Origin of the sequence: Thermosyntropha sp. (genome assembly GCF_017656155.1) — a bacterium.
Lineage (GTDB): Bacteria > Bacillota > Syntrophomonadia > Syntrophomonadales > Syntrophomonadaceae > Thermosyntropha.
Genome location: NZ_JACDOH010000003.1, coordinates 52,356 through 70,861 on the forward strand (window position 1 = coordinate 52,356; position 18,506 = coordinate 70,861).

Annotated in this window: 20 protein-coding genes and 1 riboswitch; of the genes, 6 read left to right on the forward strand and 14 right to left on the reverse strand. The window is 38.7% G+C overall.

Annotated features, from left to right (window positions below):
* Nucleotides 1–35: 35 nt before the first annotated feature.
* On the reverse strand, nt 36–998 hold the full coding sequence (locus tag H0Z36_RS03820; protein WP_296863927.1) for a PhoH family protein: 963 nt from the start codon (nt 996–998) through the stop codon (nt 36–38).
* A gap of 158 nt (nt 999–1,156) precedes the next feature.
* Nucleotides 1,157–1,268: riboswitch (TPP riboswitch) on the forward strand.
* 62 nt (nt 1,269–1,330) lie between these two features.
* Between H0Z36_RS03820 and H0Z36_RS03825 the strand changes: the two genes are divergently transcribed.
* Genes H0Z36_RS03825 through H0Z36_RS03840 form a run of 4 tightly spaced genes read left to right on the forward strand, consistent with a single transcriptional unit; the run spans nt 1,331 to nt 4,105 of the window.
* A complete protein-coding gene (locus tag H0Z36_RS03825) occupies nt 1,331–1,621 on the forward strand; it encodes a thiamine-binding protein (RefSeq protein WP_296863928.1) in 291 nt (96 codons plus the stop codon).
* Nucleotides 1,593–2,369, forward strand: coding sequence for an ABC transporter permease (locus H0Z36_RS03830; RefSeq protein ID WP_296863929.1), 777 nt, complete (start codon nt 1,593–1,595; stop codon nt 2,367–2,369). The genes H0Z36_RS03825 and H0Z36_RS03830 overlap by 29 nt, the downstream gene beginning before the upstream one ends.
* A 14-nt stretch (nt 2,370–2,383) precedes the next feature.
* Nucleotides 2,384–3,367: an ABC transporter substrate-binding protein gene (locus H0Z36_RS03835; RefSeq protein WP_296863930.1), complete on the forward strand. Its 984-nt coding sequence runs from the start codon at nt 2,384–2,386 to the stop codon at nt 3,365–3,367.
* Between the two features lie 27 nt (nt 3,368–3,394).
* Nucleotides 3,395–4,105: an ABC transporter ATP-binding protein gene (locus tag H0Z36_RS03840; RefSeq protein ID WP_296863931.1), complete on the forward strand. Its 711-nt coding sequence runs from the start codon at nt 3,395–3,397 to the stop codon at nt 4,103–4,105.
* Nucleotides 4,106–4,132: 27 nt separating this feature from the next.
* Here the strand turns inward: H0Z36_RS03840 and H0Z36_RS03845 are convergent, their stop codons facing one another.
* The 12 genes from H0Z36_RS03845 to H0Z36_RS03900 form a co-directional block, all read right to left on the reverse strand.
* Complete coding sequence (locus H0Z36_RS03845) at nt 4,133–5,128, reverse strand: acyl-CoA dehydratase activase (protein WP_296863932.1); 996 nt, start codon at nt 5,126–5,128, stop codon at nt 4,133–4,135.
* A gap of 18 nt (nt 5,129–5,146) precedes the next feature.
* Nucleotides 5,147–6,256, reverse strand: coding sequence for a CoA protein activase (locus tag H0Z36_RS03850; RefSeq protein WP_296863933.1), 1,110 nt, complete (start codon nt 6,254–6,256; stop codon nt 5,147–5,149).
* A complete protein-coding gene (locus H0Z36_RS03855; protein ID WP_296863934.1) occupies nt 6,228–7,214 on the reverse strand; it encodes an acyl-CoA dehydratase activase-related protein in 987 nt (328 codons plus the stop codon). Before H0Z36_RS03855 ends, H0Z36_RS03850 begins: the two co-directional genes overlap by 29 nt.
* Nucleotides 7,211–8,716, reverse strand: coding sequence for a spore germination protein (locus H0Z36_RS03860; RefSeq protein ID WP_296863935.1), 1,506 nt, complete (start codon nt 8,714–8,716; stop codon nt 7,211–7,213). The genes H0Z36_RS03855 and H0Z36_RS03860 overlap by 4 nt, the downstream gene beginning before the upstream one ends.
* 17 nt (nt 8,717–8,733) lie before the next feature.
* Complete coding sequence (gene spoVAE / locus H0Z36_RS03865; RefSeq protein ID WP_296864125.1) at nt 8,734–9,078, reverse strand: stage V sporulation protein AE; 345 nt, start codon at nt 9,076–9,078, stop codon at nt 8,734–8,736.
* Nucleotides 9,079–9,106: 28 nt separating this feature from the next.
* On the reverse strand, nt 9,107–10,120 hold the full coding sequence (gene spoVAD, locus H0Z36_RS03870) for a stage V sporulation protein AD (protein WP_296863936.1): 1,014 nt from the start codon (nt 10,118–10,120) through the stop codon (nt 9,107–9,109).
* A 32-nt stretch (nt 10,121–10,152) separates the two neighbouring features.
* Nucleotides 10,153–10,614 (reverse strand): stage V sporulation protein AC, encoded by a 462-nt coding sequence (gene spoVAC / locus H0Z36_RS03875; RefSeq protein WP_296863937.1) that lies wholly within the window; start codon nt 10,612–10,614, stop codon nt 10,153–10,155.
* Between the two features lie 116 nt (nt 10,615–10,730).
* A complete protein-coding gene (locus tag H0Z36_RS03880) occupies nt 10,731–10,925 on the reverse strand; it encodes a dodecin family protein (RefSeq protein ID WP_296863938.1) in 195 nt (64 codons plus the stop codon).
* 52 nt (nt 10,926–10,977) lie between these two features.
* Nucleotides 10,978–11,709, reverse strand: a complete 732-nt coding sequence (locus H0Z36_RS03885; RefSeq protein ID WP_296863939.1) for a SigB/SigF/SigG family RNA polymerase sigma factor — start codon at nt 11,707–11,709, stop codon at nt 10,978–10,980.
* Nucleotides 11,710–11,722: 13 nt separating this feature from the next.
* Nucleotides 11,723–12,169 (reverse strand): anti-sigma F factor, encoded by a 447-nt coding sequence (spoIIAB, locus tag H0Z36_RS03890; protein WP_296863940.1) that lies wholly within the window; start codon nt 12,167–12,169, stop codon nt 11,723–11,725.
* Between the two features lie 35 nt (nt 12,170–12,204).
* The gene (locus tag H0Z36_RS03895; protein ID WP_296863941.1) at nt 12,205–12,537 is read right to left on the reverse strand and encodes an anti-sigma factor antagonist; all 333 of its coding nucleotides are present in this window, start codon (nt 12,535–12,537) and stop codon (nt 12,205–12,207) included.
* A gap of 76 nt (nt 12,538–12,613) precedes the next feature.
* Complete coding sequence (locus H0Z36_RS03900; RefSeq protein WP_296863942.1) at nt 12,614–13,768, reverse strand: D-alanyl-D-alanine carboxypeptidase family protein; 1,155 nt, start codon at nt 13,766–13,768, stop codon at nt 12,614–12,616.
* Nucleotides 13,769–14,104: 336 nt separating this feature from the next.
* On the opposite strand from H0Z36_RS03900, the gene H0Z36_RS03905 reads away from it, so the two are divergent.
* Nucleotides 14,105–15,478: an NAD(P)/FAD-dependent oxidoreductase gene (locus tag H0Z36_RS03905; protein ID WP_296863943.1), complete on the forward strand. Its 1,374-nt coding sequence runs from the start codon at nt 14,105–14,107 to the stop codon at nt 15,476–15,478.
* Nucleotides 15,479–15,526: 48 nt separating this feature from the next.
* Here the strand turns inward: H0Z36_RS03905 and H0Z36_RS03910 are convergent, their stop codons facing one another.
* Nucleotides 15,527–16,942 (reverse strand): MATE family efflux transporter, encoded by a 1,416-nt coding sequence (locus H0Z36_RS03910; RefSeq protein WP_296863944.1) that lies wholly within the window; start codon nt 16,940–16,942, stop codon nt 15,527–15,529.
* Nucleotides 16,943–17,181: 239 nt separating this feature from the next.
* On the opposite strand from H0Z36_RS03910, the gene H0Z36_RS03915 reads away from it, so the two are divergent.
* Entirely contained in the window at nt 17,182–18,492 is a 1,311-nt protein-coding gene (locus tag H0Z36_RS03915; RefSeq protein ID WP_296864126.1) for an NCS2 family permease, read from the forward strand.
* Nucleotides 18,493–18,506 lie beyond the last annotated feature (14 nt).

The window sequence follows — 18,506 nt, forward strand, 5'->3', positions numbered from 1 at the left end:
ATACTCTCCCTCAATCAAAAGCTTTTAAAAGGCTTCTATTCTTTAGCCTCATAAGCTTCATAAGCATCAATAATTCTTTGCACCAGGGGATGCCTTATAACATCTTCTTTAGTCAGATACTGAAATGCAATCCCTTTAACACTTTTCAATATCTTCTGAACTTCAACTAGCCCTGAATAATCTTCCTTTGGTAAGTCTACCTGAGTTACATCTCCAGTTATTACAGCCTTAGAACCAAATCCAAGTCTGGTTAAAAACATCTTCATCTGCTGCGGTGTAGTATTTTGGGCCTCATCTAAAATAATAAAGGCATCATTTAAAGTTCTTCCCCTCATATAAGCTAAGGGAGCAATTTCAATAACATTCTTTTCCATATACCTTTGGGTAACATCTACCCCTAATACATCAAAAAGCCCATCATACAAAGGTCTTAAATATGGATTTACCTTTTCAATAAAATCACCGGGCAAAAATCCCAATTTTTCTCCGGCTTCTACCGCCGGCCTTACCAATATAATCCTCTCCACTTCCCGGTTTTTAAGCGCACGAACAGCCATAACTACTGCCAGATAAGTTTTTCCCGTACCTGCTGGTCCAATTCCAAAAACTATGTCATTTTCCAGGATAGCTTCTATATACTTCCTCTGGCCTAAAGTCTTGGCTTTTATTAGTTTTCCTCGTGCTGTCTTCAAAAGTGTACCTGAAACAATATCCTGATGTTTTACCTTATCTCCACATCTTATCAAATTGCTGTAATAATTTATATCATTTATTGTTATCTGTCCTTCACTCTCCAATACATCCATAAGGCGATGTAAAAGTTCATAAGTTTCTTCAACCTCTTCTTCATTTCCCCGAATATATATGTCTCCTCCCCGGGCAAAAATATCCGCTGAACAAACATCTTTTAGATGGCGTAGATTTTCATCATTTACTCCAAAAAAAGCTGCTGCTTTACCATTATCCTGAATAGATATTCTGGCTTCCTTTTCCGTCAAAAACAATCCCCCTATTTATTTAGTAATTTATATCTTACTTATTATATCACATGATTTTTGTCAATCACCAATTTTACATAGAATGGTAATAAATCTCTCAACCTAATCTTTAAAACTCATTGACCTTAATTTTTATAAGTATTATAATTATCCTCAAATTTAATACCGAGGGGAGCTGGACCTTTCCGGCTGAGAGTGGGCAAAAAGGAGCCCTGACCCTTGAACCTGATCTGGGTAATGCCAGCGTAGGGAATAATTAGCCAAAAAGGCTGCTTATTACCTTTCCAGCTGGTAAAAGCAGCCATTTTTATTGGGAAAGGAGGTAAATTAACATGCCGGAAGCCCATTTAAGCCTGAAAATATTGCCGGTAGTTGAAGAAAACAAAATATATGAAATGGTAGATAAAGCTATTGAAGTCCTTATTGATTCAGGCCTCAACTATGTGGTAGGCCCTTCCGAAACTACGGTAGAAGGTGATTTAGATACCCTTTTAGATTTAGTTAAAAAAGCAAATCAGATTTGTATCGAAAACGGTGCGCCCAGAGTAGTATCAGTTATAACCATCGACTATAAGCCTGGCGGAGTGACTATAGATGAAAAAATCGGCAAATATCGCCCATAATGCAGCTCCAGCTATAGCCCTGCTCTTTTTATTATTTTTATGGGAATTCGGAGTTAGGTTTTATGAAATTAAGCCCTGGATTCTTCCCGGTCCGGTTAAAGTTTTGTCTTCACTTATCAAAGAGCATAATCTGCTTTTAATGCATACAGGGATAACCCTTTTTGAAGCATTAACCGGATTCTTGCTTGCCGTAATCCTGGCATTTATAACAGCTTTTTTGCTTACCCATGTGGAGTGGCTTAACCGGGCATTTTATCCGCTCCTTATTATATCCCAGACCGTCCCTCTTATAGTCCTGGCAGTGCTTTTTACACTGTGGTTCGGCTGGGGATTAACTCCTAAAATAATAATCGTAGTTCTGGTATGTTTTTTCCCGGTTACCATCAATTTTATTGAAGGCATTAACTCGGTAGACCCGGATCAGGTCCATTTATTCCGCTCCATGGGTGCAAATAAATGGACCATATTCAGACTGGTAAAACTGCCTTCTGCCCTCCCTGCCTTCTTCTCCGGCCTCAGAATTGCTGCTACTTACAGCATTATGGCAGCAGTAATCGGAGAATGGCTGGGAGCACAAAAAGGCCTTGGTTATTTTATGACTTTAAAACAGAAAAGCTTTGCTATAGATGAAGTCTTAGCTGCCGTCTTTATTATCTGTCTTATGAGTTTTTTACTCGTAAAAGCAGTAGATTTTTTAGAATACATCATGTTGCCCTGGAATCGCATAAATGAAAATGGAAAATATTAAAAAGGAGGAATAAAATGCGGCGAAAGTTAAGTTTTATCTTGATTTTAACCTTAATTTTATCTCTGCTTCCCGGCTGCAGCTTGAAGCCAGAAAAAAATCAAAGCCTTACCAAAGTAACCGTAGTCTTGGACTGGTTTCCAAATACAAACCACAGCGGACTTTATGTGGCTAAAGACAAAGGTTTTTATAAAGATGAAGGACTGGATGTAGAAATAGTTCAACCTTCAGAAGGAGGCACCCCGCAGCTTATAGCTGCCGGAAAGGGAGATTTTGGCATAAGCTATCAGGAAGAAGTAACCTATGCCCGGGTTCAGGATATCCCTATAGTAGCTATTGCTGCTGTTATTCAGCACAATACCTCAGGATTCGCCTCCCCCAAAAGCAAAAATATAAAAACCCCTAAAGACTTTGAAAACAAAACTTACGGCGGCTGGGGATCTCCCATGGAAAATGCCATGATAAAAACCTTGATGGATAAATATGGCGCAGATTTTAATAAAGTCCACATTGTTAATATAGGCTCAGCCGACTTTTTTACCAGCATAGAAAAAGACATTGACTTTGCCTGGATATACTACGGCTGGACCGGTATAGAAGCTGAACTTAAAAAAATCGACTTGAACTTTATAAAGCTGCGAGATGAACATGAAGCATTCGATTTTTACACACCAGTGATTATAACAAGTGAAGACAAAATAAAAAACAACCCAGAGCTGATCAAAAAATTTATGCGGGCAACAGCTAAAGGCTATGAATTTGCAATAAAAAACCCGGAAGAAGCAGCAGACATCCTGCTCAAAGAAGTGCCTGAACTTAACCCGGATTTAGTAAAAGCCAGCCAAAAATATTTGGCAAAAGAATATAAATCTGACGCTCCGCGCTGGGGAGAAATGAAACTGGAAGTATGGGAAAAATACGCTGATTTCATGTATGAAAATAAAATCATAGAAAAAAATATAGATCCCCAAAAGGCTTTCACCAATGATTTTCTGCCTTAAAACAAATAAAAAGGGAGCCTTCTTCTTATGTCCAAAGTCCAAGTAATAGAGATATGTAAAACTTTAGATCAGCTTTATACCCTGGATAATATATCCTTGACATTGAACCCGCAGGAATGTGTTGTAATTTTAGGGCCTAGCGGATGCGGCAAAAGCACGCTTTTTAACATAATATCAGGGCTAATAAAGCCTGATAAAGGGAAAATAATCATCGATGGTCAGGATTACACCGGCAAAACCGGAAGGGTTGGCTATATGCAGCAAAAAGACCTTTTGCTGCCATTTCGCACCGTTCTCGACAACATAGCCCTTCCTCTGGTGGTTAAAGGAGAAAGCTTAAAACAAGCAAGAAATAAAGCAAAAAGCTACCTTTCAGAATTCGGGCTTGTCGGTTTTGAAAACTACTATCCCCGCCAGCTTTCCGGGGGGATGAGACAGCGGGCAGCCCTGCTTCGCACTTATCTTTTTGCCAGTGATATTATGCTTTTAGATGAACCATTTGCTGCATTAGATGCTATTACCAGGCATAAAATGCAGCTCTGGCTCATAAACCTGCGCAGCCAGTATAATCCTTCCATACTTTTTATAACGCATGATATTGAAGAGGCTTTGCTCCTGGGGGATAGAATTTATGTCTTTTCCCCCCTTCCCGCCCGGATAATCGGCGAATTCAATGTTAAAGGCTTATCCGAACCTGAAAAAAACAAATACAAAAAGAAAATCATAGAGCTTTTATAAAATATAAGACGCGGGGTTTCCCGCGTTTTACACTACCTTTAAATTTCTCCTGTCTCCTTTATTAAGCGAAGTTTCCCACCTGCGGCAACGGTCTCCCCAGTAAGCTAATGGCTTATCATCCCTTTTGATACATACCACTTCGCAAAGGTTGGGACAGCCTCCGCATTCAAAACTTTTAGAAACAAATTCACCCTCTAATATGAACTCCTCACCCTTAAAAGCTGTTTTGATTCTTTTCTGTTCTATATACTCCTTGGCCAATACAGCTGCTCCAATAGCTCCCATTACATTATAATGTTCCGGTACATTTATTTTCATTTCAAGAAAATTTTCAAATGCCTTTCTAAGCCCGATATTAGCTGCAACTCCTCCCTGAAAAACTACCAGTTCTTCGATACGCTTTCCTTTGGCCACATTATTCATATAGTTTCTGACTAATGCCTCACATAATCCCATTAAAATATCCTCGACCGGATACCCCATCTGCTGTTTATGAATCATATCTGATTCGGCAAATACCCCGCAGCGCCCGGCAATTCGCACCGGCTGACTTGACAAAACTGCCTTTCTGCCAAATTCCTCAATAGGTATATTTAGCCTGGCTGCCTGCTGATCCAAAAAAGAGCCGGTTCCGGCCGCACATACCGTATTCATGGCAAAATCAGTTACAATTCCTCTATCGAGTATAATTATTTTAGAATCCTGCCCCCCGATTTCAATTATAGTTTTAACCTCCGGATAAAGGCAGGAAGCAGCTACGGCATGGGCAGTAATTTCATTTTTAACTACATCTGCCCCCAGCAAAATACTGGCTAAATGTCTTCCGCTTCCGGTAGTCCCTACCCCTCTGATTTCAAATTCTATTCCTTCTCCTTCTTTCAGCATTAAATATCCTTCTTTGATAGCCTTAACCGGATTTCCCTGGGTTCTTATATATACCTTTTTTTTAAGCTTGCCAGTCTGATCTATCAGAACAAAATTGCTGCTTACTGAACCTATGTCTACTCCCAGATAACAAATCAAAATTATCGCACTCCTTTTCTAACCGAAAATTTCAACGGGAACTTTTGTCCCTTCTCTCTCCTTTTTGCGGCCCAGCATATCTACAAAGGCTTCCAACCGGGTAGATATACCAGCTGTTCCCGCATGTTCATCAAAATATAAAGTTATGCAGGGAATATTTTCTTCACCTTTTACCCGGTTTAGAACAGACTGAGCAACAATTTCTGGCATACAGGTTAAAGGGCCTATCTGAATTATCCCATCATAACCCCGGCGGGCAAAATCTACCGCACACCCTACTGTTTCCTGTCCATGCCCTCCTACCCAGGAACCTAAATAAGCATGAGCACACTGGACAATATGCTTGTGATTTGATTTTCCCAAAATGCCCCCCAGAAGATGGTCATTTATCCAGCTGCTGGTATATACCGCCCGGCAGACTTCCGCATTTAACCTGCCTAAATGCCGGACAATATCATAATTGGCGGCAGGCTCTAATATAGTATATATTTCTCCTAACAAACCTATTTTCAATATATTTTCTCCATGAAAATCCAAATTACAGAATGCATTTCTCGCTTCGGCTAATATATTATCAATCTTTTTTTTCGAATAAGCCTTATCTATAGATTCAAGGGCATAATCATATATGGACTCTGCCTTATCTTTTTCTTTTACCCTTGGTAAATAATACTCCAAGTCTTTCTCCATGACTTCTACGGCTTTAAGCTTATCCCAGGCAAATTTAACTGCCTTTAATGCCTCTAAAAAAGAAACATTTTCTGCTAAGTCCCTGATCTGAGTAAAAAGTTCTGATAACTTAAAATCTGGTGCTTCTAAAATAACCATTTTAAAATCATATCCTAAATCCTTTAAAATCTCACGTTCCACCTGGGCATAATAACCAAAGCGACAAGGTCCCCATCCCCCTGCCATAACAATGGTATCTGCTCCTTTTTCTATAGCTTCAATAAAATTTCCCACATTTATTTTGAGCGGCATACAGGCAAATTCGGGAGAGTACTTTACTCCCAATTCAATAGTTTTTTTGGTAATGGGAGGAGGAGGAATCACTTCAAGTCTCAGACCTTCCAGCAGGGCTTTTATAGCTATACGGGTATTACCCATAGCAGGAAATGTTACTTTCACTGAGTTTTCTCCTCCTTATTAGCATATCGCAAAATGCTTCCAGTCTGGTCACGATTCCTCCTTCTCCCGTATGTTCATCCACCGTAAGAAGCATAAAAGGTTTCTTAACCTTTCGTTCAATAACCTCTCCAATAAGCGAATCAGGTCCGCAGCCAAAGCAGGCTACATATATAATTCCGTCAATATCCGAATTTTTGTCCATATAAAAAGCGCTTCCCACCATTTTCCTTCCTAAAGTCCAGAAAACCCGCTTTGGTAAACTGGCAGCTTCTTTTTCAATATCTTCCCCTTTTATATGTTCAGGCAGATGCACCTTAGCCCCCATATCTCTTAGCCGTTTTACTATAGACATGCTTATAAAATCATCGTATAAAGAGTAGCCATGCCCTAATACCCCTATATTTAAATCAGCCTTCTCAGACAAGAAAACCTCCTCACCTTCCCATACTTTTATAGCTTCTTGCCTGGTATAGCCTTGTCTAACTAATTCCCCAAACCTTTTATATTCTTCCAAGGCATAATTATATGCCTCTTTTATCTTTTTTTTATTGTTGGTAAAAAAGCTGCCTGTTTTTAATATTTCCTGTTTAAATCCTTTATCTGTACGGCTTAAATCGACCGTCATATCGATAATTTCCGGCAGTTCTTTTATACCTGCCTTAATCATATCAGGAAGCCCCATAAATTTAGGGCATATATAGCTTCTCGTCTCTATGCTTATAAATCTGGGAACAAATATATAATCTACATCCTTTTTTAATAAGTCGCTTACATGTCCATAATAGACCTTGATAGGGAAACATGCTTCATCAACCGCAAGATTAACACCAATGTCAACCGTTTTCTTACTGGTAGGGGAAGATTTAACTACTTCTGCTCCTAAAAAAGTAAAAAAAACTTTCCAAAGCGGATAATAGTAATAGTAAAATAATCCCTGCGGAATCCCTACCCTCTTCATTTTTTACCACCTCTCTTTAATGCAGGCCCTGGCTGTCTTCTTATATCCCTAGTTTTCAAGGCTTCTGGCCTCACATCCTGGGTTAATACTGGTGACCGAATCAATATGCTCTTTAACGCACGGTAGTTAAAAGGTATCAAAGGCCAAAGATAAGGTACATTAAAAGATTTCGTAACTATTAAAATTAAAAGAACTAACCCTCCGGTAATCAAAAGACCAGGCAGTTTAAAAAAGCCTACTCCCAAAAGCAAAAATAAGCGCACCAAACGATTTGCCTGAGCGAGCTCATAACTGGGGGTAGAAAAACTTCCCACCGCTACTACAGCGGTATATATTATTACTTCCGGAATTAAAAGACCAATCTGTACCGCAACATCACCTATCAAAATGGCCGCAATAACCCCCAGAGCGGTAGCTAAAGGTGAAGGAGTATGAATAGCTGCCATGCGCATGAGATCTAATGCTGCTTCACCAATTAAAAACTGGACAAAAAGCGGGATTTCTCCAACTTTTTTAGGTCCGATAAAACTTAAAGCATCAGGCAAAAGCTCTGGAGAAAGAGCAAATAAGAGCCATAAAGGAGTAACAATAATAGAAGCTATTATCGCTAAAAACCTTATTAACCTTACATAAACTCCTATAGCCGGATTCTGGCGGTATTCCTCTACATGCTGGATATGATGAAAAAATGTAGCTGGTAAAATCATAACACTAGGTGAAGTGTCAACCATAACAAGAATATGTCCCTCAAAAAGGTGGGCTGCTGCTACATCAGGCCTTTCAGTATATCTCACCTTAGGAAAAGGATTCCATATATTACCCGGAACAATAATCTCTTCCAAGGACTTTTCTGCCATAGGAACAGCATCTATCTCAATTTCTTCAATTCTACTTATTATTTCTTTAACCAGCTCAGGATTAGCCACATCTTCTAGATATGATATGCAGATATCCGTTTTTGATCTGCGTCCTACATTAATCAGCCTATTCCTGAGTTTAGGATCTCTTACCCTTCTTCTTACAAGGGCTGTATTAAAAACAATTGTTTCTGTAAAACCATCCCGAGAACCGCGCACTACCCTTTCGATATCAGGTTCTTCAGGGCTTCTGGCTGGATAAGTTCTAGCATCTATCACAAAGGCTTGAGCCATACCATCAAGCAGAAAAACAATAGAACCTGAGAGAACCATCAATAATAATTGGTCAATTTTATTCTCTTTATCCATTTCTATATAAGGAATAAAATCTTCAATCTTATTTTCAAAATCCTCCTGCCAAAACTCCGATTCATACTCTATAATAGATAAACTCTGCATTATCTCAGTTAAAATATCATCTTTTACAAAACCGTCAATCGCTATAAATGCAGCTTTACGATCTGCAATTTTAAAGGGACGGATAATAACATCAAAACTTTCTTCAGCGCCTAATTCTTTTTCAAAAAAATCTAAATTCTTATCCAAATCTTTATCTATATAAATATGTTGATTTCTTTTGAACACAGTTAAACTCCCTTCTTTTAACCTTTAGGATTAAATATAACTGCTGCTATATATCCGAAAATAACAGCTGCTGCTATTCCTGCTGCTGCTGCCTCAATTCCTCCGCTAAAAGCTCCTAAAAGCCCTTTCTGTTCTACTGCCTTAAGGGTTCCCTGGGTTAAAAGATGGCCAAAACCGGAAAGGGGTATAGTAGCACCTGCTCCCCCTATTTCTACCAAAGGCTGATAAACTCCCAAGCCGCTCAAAATTGCCCCCGAAGTTATGTATCCCACCAAGATATGGCCGGGAGTAATCTGAACTTTAGTCAAATCCATAACAAGCTGTCCGATAAGGCATAAAGTCCCACCAATCAAAAAAGCCATATACCAAGGTACCAATACCGTCACTCCTCTACACCATTTCTATTGCTACCGCATGAGCTACTGCCGGAATGCTTTCTCCCTGAAAAATAGAAGTAGGACTCATCAAAGCTCCTGTAGCTATTAAAAGCAATTTTTGCATATTGCCTTCCTGCATTTTTTTTAAAAAGGGGCCACATAACATGCAGGCAGCACAGCCGCAGCCACTTCCTCCCGCATTCACATCCTGACTTTCTTCATAAAGCAAAACTCCGCAATCATTATAAGAAGGCTTAGGTACTATACCCTTTACAGCAAAAAGCTCTTCAAGAATAGCTTTCCCAATTTGCCCCAAGTCCCCTGTAACAACGAGATCATAATAATCAGGGCTTCTGCCGAGATCATCCATATGTGCCTTAATGGTATCTACTGCAGCTGGTGCCATCGCACTTCCCATATTAGACATATCCTTTTGTCCCATATCAATCACCCTGCCTACAGTAGCAGCAGTTATGCGGGGACCTTGTCCGGAAGCTTCAATAAGTACTGCTCCTGCTGCTGTAGCTGTCCATTGAGTAGTAATCGTAGGCTGAATTCCTTGCTCGGTGGGAAAACGAAACTGTCTTTCTGCGGTATGATGATGACTGCAAGTCCCAGCAATTACCCGGTTAAAAAAACCTCCATCAACGAGCATAGCTCCTAACAGCATAGACTCAGCCATAGTTGAACAAGCTCCATAAAGCCCTAATAAAGGGAGGTTTAAATCTCGGGCAGCATAATTAGCTGAAATAGTCTGATTAAGCAAATCCCCCGCCAGCATAACTTCTATTTCATTTTCCGTCAAACCAGCCTTATTCAAGGCAATTTTCACTGTTTCTTTTAGCATTTTGCTTTCTGCCTTTTCCCATGTTCTCTCACCAAACATATAATCAGGCAGAACCTGATCAAAATAATTGCCAAAAGGGCCTTGTCCCTCTTTTGGTCCTACAATACTGGCATAAGAAGTAATAACCGGGGGCCTTTCAAAAACAACTGTCTGTTTACCCCTTTTCTTTATATCTCTCATAAATTTATAACCACCTTCTGGTTCAAACTAAATCAGCTGCTAATAAAAACTTTAAGCAATCCTATAAAAAGTGCCACCGCAAAGCCAAAAACCAGAGTAGGTCCAGCCACGCTAAAAATCCTGGCTCCTACCCCGAAAATATAACCTTCTCTCTTAAATTCCATAGCTGAAGCTACTATAGCATTGGCAAAACCAGTAATAGGCACAATGGAACCGGCTCCTGCCCTTTTCCCCAGTTCGTCGTATATTCCTACCCCGGTAGCTAATGCCGCCAAAAAAATCATGACTATCGAGGTAGCACTTGATGCATCTTGTCGGCTCATGCCAATCCCCATAAAATAATTCTGGATAACCTGTCCCAAAGTACAGATAAGTCCTCCTACCACAAAAGCCCATATAGAGTTTTTGACAACTGGAGGTTTTGGTTTACACCTATTAGCCAGATCTTCATATTCTTCGATTTTCTTCAGTTTATGATTGTTCACTTCTGGCATTATCCATTCATCTCCTCACCAAAATATTATGAACATTAAACTGTCTGATTATTCCTGTCTAAAACAAAAGAATAATAAAAAACAACACCTTTTCAGGTGTTGTTCGAAATTTACAGTTATTCCACATAAGCAATACCTACATTAGCCTTATATTCTATAATCCGGTTATCTTTACAATCTGCCGTCATATTATAGACTTCTATTCCGGTAATATTGGGATAGGTCTTTGATGCTTCAGCCACAGCAGTTTCTATAGCATCCTGCCAGCTCTTCTTGGATTCAGCCACTATTTCAGCTACTTTTACATGCAAAATAGATCCCTCCTTTATCCTTTTGCCTTATTTTTTGCCGGATAAAGGAGTTTTATTCAAGTATACCTTTAAGTTTATTGATGGCTGCTTTTTCAATTCGTGAAACCTGAACCTGAGAAACTCCTAAATTCTGAGCTATAGCCGCCTGGGTTTCATCTTTAAAAAACCTTCTTATAAGAACCTCTCTTTCTCGGGGATCTAACTTACTCATTGCTTCACGCAGTGCTATATGCTCAAGCAAAACCAGATTGGTCTCATCATCAGCAATTTTATCAAGTAAAGAAATCTGTTCCTTTTCTTCAGTAGGCATTACATCATGAATATATGCAGGAGCCTGACAGGCTTCCAGCGCCATAACAATATCTTCCTTGTCTATTTCTAGAAACTTTGCCAATTCATTAACAGTAGGTTCCCTTCCTAAGTCACCCCTTAACTTGTCCTGAGCCCATCGAACTTTAGCATATATTTCCTTAATCCCTCTTTGTACTTTTACTATACCATCATCGCGTAAAAATTTTTTTATTTCTCCTATTATCATAGGCACAGCATAAGTTGAAAAACGGACACCATAACTAAAATCAAATTTGTCAATTGCTTTTAATAATCCTATGGAACCTACCTGAAAAAGATCTTCATATTCATAAGAGGTATTTCTAAATCTTTCCAAAACCATATATATTAATCCTTTATTAGCTTCATACAGGCGTGCTTTAGCCTCTACATCACCCTTTTGCGCTTTAAGGATCAGGTCTTCATTTTCCTCATACGGACTCAAAGAAGACATATCTGACCCCCCTTTAAGCATACGCTTCCTTATCAGCTGCCGCAAAATTTCTTCTTAACTTAACAGTTGTTCCCTTACCAGGCTTGCTTATAACATCGACCTCATCCATAAAAGATTTCATAAAAGTAAAACCTAGTCCCATGCGGGAAGGGTCAGTTGAATAAGTAGGCTCCATAGCCTTTTCTATATCTTCAATTCCTTTGCCATAATCTTCAATTATAATTTCCAGAGTATTATCATCCATTATAGATACAACAATAACTACCTTCTCATGTGGATTATTTTCATAACCGTGGATAATTGAGTTGGATACAGCTTCCGATACTACCAGTTTTATTTCTTCAATATCATCTAAAGTACAGTCAAGCTGCGATGCAAAAGCCCCTACACATGAACGGGCAAATGAAATATTTTCTGGTAAACTTTGAAATTCAAAACGCACATAATTCTTAACATTCATAACTTAACCAGCGGCCAGGCTGGTATTCACCTCCTTTAAATGCTGATTATCTCCTGTTCACTGTCATATATCGGAATAAGCTTGTTAACTCCAGACAATATAAGTATTTTCTTGACATTTGGCCTAGCCCCTGCCATATACATACGCCCATTAACTGCTGCTATCTTCCGGTAGCTGCTTATTATCACCCCTAAACCTGAACTATCAATAAAAGAAACCTTTTCTAAATTCAAAATAAGATTTTTAACTTCCCCTTTTTCCATCCTTTCATCAATTTCCCGGTGCATTTTTTCTGCTACTACCATATCTAATTCCCCATTTACGCGTACAACCAGAGTATTACGCACCATTTTAAGTTCTACATCCACTTTAATATCCCCTCCTTCATTGTTCCTACTACTAGTTTCTGCATAAAAAAGCTAAATCCCTTCCACAAAATTCCAATCACAATAGATAAGTTTCGGCAAACATCCTGAAAAATTCCTTTAATAAACTGGTGCGCGGGACTTCATGAGCTGCAATAAGATTTACGGTTTTAAGCAATTCTCCATTCCTATATACTTTAATTTCACCTAATTTCTGACCTTCAACTACTGGAGCATTTACATAATCCTGCAAAACCTTTTCACAGGTAATTGTCTTTTCCTGTCCTTTTAACACAATAGAGCCTGCATTTTCTTCCGCAACTACTCTCACGCTGTCTTCAAAACCTTTGCCCACTTTTACTTCTCCACATATACTTCCTTTGGAAAAAAAGGTCTTATATGAATACTTGGCAAAACCGTAATTCAAAAGCTGCATCGAATCCCTAAAATTATCATGTTTCTGGGGAGATGCCATAACTACTGCAATAAGCCGCAGTCCATCCCGTTTGGCAGTAGAAGTAAGGCAAAATCTGGCTTTATCAGTATATCCGGTCTTAAAACCGTCAGCCCCTTGATACCACCATAAAAGCTTATTGGTATTAAAAAGCTTAAATTCGCCCCCGCGCAGATTATATTCCTTTATTGATGTATATTCTAAAAGTTTTGGATATTTTAAAGCATTCTTGGCAATAACCGCCATATCGTAGGCAGTAGTATAATGATTTTCATCAGTAAGCCCATGAGAATTGGAAAAATGGGTATTTTTAAGCCTCATCTTTTTTGCTTCTTTATTCATACGGACAACAAAATTTTTTTCCGTCCCTTCCAGGTGTTCAGCTACTGCTATACAGGCATCATTAGCAGACCCGACAGCAATAGCAATAAGCATGTCTTCAAAAGTCATCTCTTCACCTGGTTCCAAATAAATTTGGGAACCTCCCATTTTCCAAGCATTTTCACTGGCAACCACCTTATCTTTAAGACCTACTTTCCCTTTTTCTAAATCCTGCATAGTCAGTATAAGTGTCATAAGTTTAGTCATACTCGCCGGATCTAATCTCTTATGCTCATTTTTGGCCAGCAAAACCTTACCTGAATCTGCATCCATTAAAATATAAGACTCGGCCTTAACATCAACTGTATCCGCCCCGGCATAAACCGGTAAAAATAAACTTGTCAGCATGAAAAACACTAAAATAAAAGCCATTTTTTTAAGCTTTTTCACCCTGTTCATATCTCTCTTCCCCCTTATTAACAATAACTTGTTAGATTATATTTAATAAACCATTTCATTATGATAACTAAACAGAGAAGTCATTCAGTTAATATTTTTCATTTTAATGGGGGTTTTTGCATAATTACGTTTCCTATATTTTGTTAGCTAATTAATATGCAAAATTCTCATTTAGCATAAACATTTTTTTATAATAACGTAAATAAATTACAAATATTTATTCGAAAACAGCTTTTATCTTATAGCTTATCAACACAAAAAATGTTACATTTACGGTAGATAATATAATAAGCTATCCTGTCTGTCAGGATTTGAACCACCGGGAGGGATTAAGTTATGAAAACAGATTATGATGTAATAATCGTGGGTGCAGGACCAGCAGGTATCTTCTCTGCTATGGAAATAAGCCAAAAAAGCAACCTTAAGGTGCTTTTAATCGAAAAAGGCAAAAGGGTAGAAAAAAGAAAATGTCCTATCGGCACTGAAACTGAAAGCTGCATAAACTGCAAGCCCTGTTCAATAATGAGCGGTTGGGGAGGGGCTGGGGCTTTCTCTGACGGTAAACTTACTTTAACAACAGAATTTGGCGGATGGCTGGACAGCTATATAGGTAAATCTACCCTGGAAAATCTGATTACTTATGTAGATGAAATATATGTCAAATTTGGTGCCCCTGATCGTATATTCGGCGAAAATAACGATATTGTAAAAGATTTACAGCTCAGGATTGCTCGGGCTGGACTCCGTCTGATACCTGCCAAAATTAGGCATATGGGAACTGAAAACACTTTAAATGTTCTAAAAAATATGTATAACTTTTTGTCAGAAAAGGTAACTATTAAGACCGATACAGTTGTAAAAGATATTGAAATTGAAACTGCAGGGGCTAAAAAAGTAAAAACCAGCAAAGGCACTTTTACCGCACCTTATATCATATTAGCTCCCGGTCGCGATGGTTCTCAGTGGTTCTCCGAACAGGCCAGAAAACTAGGAATTGAACTTAAAAATAACCAGGTTGATTTGGGAGTAAGAGTAGAAGTGCCGGCAGTTACCATGCAGGAATTTACTGATAACATATGGGAACCTAAAATTATTTATAATTCTAAAGAGTTTGACGATACTGTCCGGACATTCTGCGTAAATCCCAATGGACATGTAGTAATGGAAAATACCAACGGTATAATTACCGTAAATGGTCATTCTTTTGCTAACAGCAAAAGTAATAATACCAATTTTGCCCTGCTTTTGAGCCAGGAATTTACCGAACCTTTTGATAAGCCTATATTATACGGCAGATGTATTGCAAGTTTAGCTAATATGTTGAGCGGGAGCATAATAGTCCAGCGATACGGTGACCTTAAAAGAGGACGCCGTTCCACTTCAGCCCGTATTGATAGAGGCATGGTTGAGCCAACTTTAAAAGGAGCGGTTCCAGGTGATTTATCCTTAGTTCTACCTCACCGCTATATGGTTGGAATAAAAGAATCTTTGGAAGCATTGGACAAAGCTATTCCCGGCATAGCATCTGACCACACTTTACTTTACGGAATTGAAGCCAAGTTTTACTCTGCCCGTCCTAAACTTAACAATCATCTGGAAACACCCGTTCCCGGTATTTGGGCTATCGGAGACGGGGCCGGGGTAACCAGAGGACTTATTCAAGCCAGTGTATCTGGCATTATTGCAGCTCGGGATATACTTTCACGATAATTAAACTAAAGGGGCAAATTATTCTGCCCCTTTTTGCTTAACTCTTCTTTAATTTTTTATCCATGCCCAAAACCTTTTTAAAATATAATTCCACCTTAAAAATACAATTATTCCTGTTTTTCTCCCTTCCTGAAGCTCCCTCCATAATTTGAGAAAGAAAATAGCGGCGAGAAAAGCAGATATAATATCTGCCACGGAGAAAACAAGCCAAACTCCGTTTAAACCGTAAAAATGAGGCAGCATTAAAAGCAATGGCAGCATCAAACATATCTGTTTTGTTAAATAAAGAGACATGGCCATAGTTCCTTTTCCTACTGCCTGCATAATAGTAACGAGTATAAGAAAAACACCCACAGCAGGTATAAATATTGTTCCTAATTTTACACAGGTGACCCCTAATATAAACAAAGACGGATCATCAGCAAACAATCTCATAAGTGGATTAGGATAAAACTGGAGCAAAAACCAGCACAAAATCATGTAAAAAAGAACATAAAAAGATGCTTTCATTATAGTCTCTCTTACTCTTGGCAAATTGCCTGCTCCATATGCAAAAGAAGCTATCGGCATACTTCCCTGGGCAAGACCATATACAGGCATAAAAACCAGGGCCCTTATCCTTAAAAATACCCCTGAAGCCGCAACCGCAGTTGAGCTGTATCCTCCCAACAACCTGGTAAAACAAGTCATAGTAATAACCCCGGATATTTCCATTATAATAGCAGGCAGCCCTACTTTATATATATTTAACAATACTTTAATACTGGGATGAAAGTGCCTAAAAGACCAGGTTAAAAATCTTTTCCTTCTGCGTTTCATTAAGATTATTACTAATATACAAGATACAGCTTGAGATAAAACTGCTGCCACAGCTGCCCCGTTAAGCCCCATTCCATTAATCCCTTTTAACCCAAAAATAAAAAAAGGATCTAACAACACATTAATTCCCATCGCAATTAATGTTATTATTATAGACCATAAAGTATCCCCCTCCCCCTGAATAATATTGCCGATAGTCATGGGAATAAACGAAAAAACGCAGGCCCAGAGTATTATAAGCATATATTCCCTGACCAGATAAAAAGTTTGAACCGGAGTTCCCAGAATAACAAGTATGTCATCTATATATCTATTCACCAATAACCCAAAAATAATTCCATAAATAAGGCTTATAAATATCCCATGCCAGGCAATGTTATCTGCATGTTCAACTCTATTGCTGCCCAAAGCTCTGGCTATTCCAGAGGTTATTCCTGTACCAGTAGCTGAAACTATGGATATAATCAAATTTTGGATCGGGAGAGATATAGTCAAAGCAGCCAAAGCCTCAGACCCCAGTTTTGATATAAAAAAAGTATCAATTAAATCAAGAGCAGAACAAGCTATCATTCCCGCTGCAGCAGGAAACGAAAGCTTAAAAAGTAAAATTCCAACTTTTCCGTTAAGTATTTCATCATTTTTCAACTTATAATCTCCTCTCTCGCTTAAATTTATGAACGTTAAAAGTCCAATATTATTAATTCTGTAATTATTTCCTAATCGGAAAAATATTCACCTTATGTTTAATTAACAAAAAAAGAAAACATCCTATATTTAGAACCATTCACACGATGGCATAAATATTGCTAGTAGTATTTAATCGGCTTGCGCAAGACCAAATAAACTAACTAAAAATACAGGAGGTTTTAAGCTTGGAGTCTGGTATGTTAGATAGATTTTTTAAAATGAGTGAGCGCGGAACTGACCTGCGCACCGAAATAATTGCTGGATTTACAACCTTTGTTACTCTAGCTTATATCCTTTTCGTTAATCCCAATGTATTAAGCGAAGTAGGTATACCTAAAGAAGCAGCTATCACAGCAACTGTTTTAGCAACGGTCGGAACTACATTACTGGTAGGTTTTCTGGCTAATATGCCTATGGCAGCAGCTCCGGGATTAGGTCTTCAGGCCTTCTTTACCTATACTGTAGTTTTAGGCATGGGACTTCCCTGGCAGACTGCACTCGGCGCCGTATTTTTCTCCGGAGTATTCTTCTTTATTCTTACTGTAACCGGGGCCCTACAGTATATAGTCAAATCTATTCCTGAAGTACTTAAAATTTCAATGAGTGTTGGTGTAGGTTTATTTATCGCCTTTATTGGTTTAAGAGCGGCAGGAGTGGTTGTTGATAATCCCAATACCTTAGTAGGTATAGGACATATTACAAGTCCTCCGGTTATTTTAAGTATTTTAGGAGTATTTTTGGCAGGTGCCTTAATGGCTCGTCAGGTTAAAGGTGGGCTTTTAATTTCGATTTTGGCTACAACTATTGTAGGAATGATTCTGGGAGTATTCGACCGTCCTACTGCAATAAGCGACGTAATATCCTTTACTCCGCCTGATATCAGTCCTACTTTTGGGAAACTGGATCTGATGGCAGCAGTAAAATACGGTCTTTTCTCCATAGTCTTCAGCTTTACGATTGTAGAGATGTTTGATAATATCGGCACTTTAATAGGGCTCAGCCGTCGCGCCAATTTAATTGATGAAAACGGTGATATTCCCAATCTTAACAAGTTTCTTTTGGCACAATCTCTGGGAACTATGTGGAGCTCTATAGTAGGTACCTGTACGGTAACCACCTATGTTGAAAACGCAGCAGGTATAACTGAGGGTGGAAGAACCGGACTTACAGCTATAGTAGTAGGTATCCTCTTTGCTCTGGCTATATTTTTTGCACCTCTGGTAGGATTAGTACCGGCATATGCTACGGCTCCTGCCCTCATAATAATTGGAGCTCTTATGATCCAGGGCATCAAGGACATCGACTTCAGCGATTTCACCGATGCCTTACCTGCTTTTTTAACTATTATTGTTATGCCTTTAACTTACAGCATCGCACAGGGTATAGCCTTTGGATTTATTTCTTATGCGGTTGTAAAGACTATAAGCGGCAAAGCCAAAGAAGTTCACTGGCTAGTTTATTTAATTGCAATCGCATTTATTGTTAATTTTGCTTTAAGACTGGCATAAATGAACAGGTTTTC

What these genes read in the sequence shown, in the direction of transcription:
- H0Z36_RS03825 (WP_296863928.1), top strand. Translation starts at nt 1,331, where the DNA reads ATGCCGGAAGCCCATTTAAGCCTGAAAATATTGCCGGTAGTTGAAGAA.
- H0Z36_RS03830 (WP_296863929.1), top strand. Translation starts at nt 1,593, where the DNA reads ATGAAAAAATCGGCAAATATCGCCCATAATGCAGCTCCAGCTATAGCC.
- H0Z36_RS03835 (WP_296863930.1), top strand. Translation starts at nt 2,384, where the DNA reads ATGCGGCGAAAGTTAAGTTTTATCTTGATTTTAACCTTAATTTTATCT.
- H0Z36_RS03840 (WP_296863931.1), top strand. Translation starts at nt 3,395, where the DNA reads ATGTCCAAAGTCCAAGTAATAGAGATATGTAAAACTTTAGATCAGCTT.
- H0Z36_RS03855 (WP_296863934.1), bottom strand. Translation starts at nt 7,214, where the DNA reads ATGAAGAGGGTAGGGATTCCGCAGGGATTATTTTACTATTACTATTAT.
- spoVAE (WP_296864125.1), bottom strand. Translation starts at nt 9,078, where the DNA reads ATGGCTTTTTTGATTGGTGGGACTTTATGCCTTATCGGACAGCTTGTT.
- spoVAD (WP_296863936.1), bottom strand. Translation starts at nt 10,120, where the DNA reads ATGAGAGATATAAAGAAAAGGGGTAAACAGACAGTTGTTTTTGAAAGG.
- spoVAC (WP_296863937.1), bottom strand. Translation starts at nt 10,614, where the DNA reads ATGCCAGAAGTGAACAATCATAAACTGAAGAAAATCGAAGAATATGAA.
- H0Z36_RS03885 (WP_296863939.1), bottom strand. Translation starts at nt 11,709, where the DNA reads ATGTCTTCTTTGAGTCCGTATGAGGAAAATGAAGACCTGATCCTTAAA.
- spoIIAB (WP_296863940.1), bottom strand. Translation starts at nt 12,169, where the DNA reads ATGAATGTTAAGAATTATGTGCGTTTTGAATTTCAAAGTTTACCAGAA.
- H0Z36_RS03900 (WP_296863942.1), bottom strand. Translation starts at nt 13,768, where the DNA reads ATGAACAGGGTGAAAAAGCTTAAAAAAATGGCTTTTATTTTAGTGTTT.
- H0Z36_RS03905 (WP_296863943.1), top strand. Translation starts at nt 14,105, where the DNA reads ATGAAAACAGATTATGATGTAATAATCGTGGGTGCAGGACCAGCAGGT.
- H0Z36_RS03915 (WP_296864126.1), top strand. Translation starts at nt 17,182, where the DNA reads ATGTTAGATAGATTTTTTAAAATGAGTGAGCGCGGAACTGACCTGCGC.